The organism is Exiguobacterium sp. s142 (assembly GCF_018618455.1).
Classification (GTDB): domain Bacteria; phylum Bacillota; class Bacilli; order Exiguobacteriales; family Exiguobacteriaceae; genus Exiguobacterium; species Exiguobacterium aurantiacum_A.
This window is the reverse complement of the sequence record NZ_JACSMB010000052.1, coordinates 1-360: the sequence shown is the minus strand read 5'-3', so window position 1 is coordinate 360 and position 360 is coordinate 1. Positions and strand designations below refer to the sequence as shown.

Here is a 360-nt window from a genome sequence, read left to right as displayed (position 1 = left end):
CACCTCGTGAACAAGTATGCGAGAAGGAGACGAAATTGTACATTGTTATCCCAACGTTTTAGGACATCTTAAAACTATCATTTATAGTCGTCGTCGAGACGCTGAAGCCGAGGGAGATGATGCGGGTCCGCCGCCTGGCAAAGTCGATCGGGGACGCCGGGTGGGGCGAGTTCGTCCGCCAGCTCGCCTACAAATGCAGGATCCACGGCCGCACACTGATCCAGGCCGACCCGTGGTTCGCCTCGACCCAGGTTTGTTCGGCCTGTGGCGGGAACGGCGGCAAGAAGGACCTGCACGTCCGCGAGTGGACATGCGCCGCTTGCGGCACACACCACGACCGCGACGTCAACGCGAGCCTCA

The 360-nt window shown here is 60.0% G+C and carries 1 protein-coding gene; it reads left to right on the top strand.

The genetic code is table 11. The features are described from left to right. Positions 1-119: 119 nt before the first annotated feature. Positions 120-360: transposase (locus tag KNP77_RS15845; RefSeq protein WP_251139135.1), on the top strand; the 241-nt coding region annotated here is incomplete at its 3' end.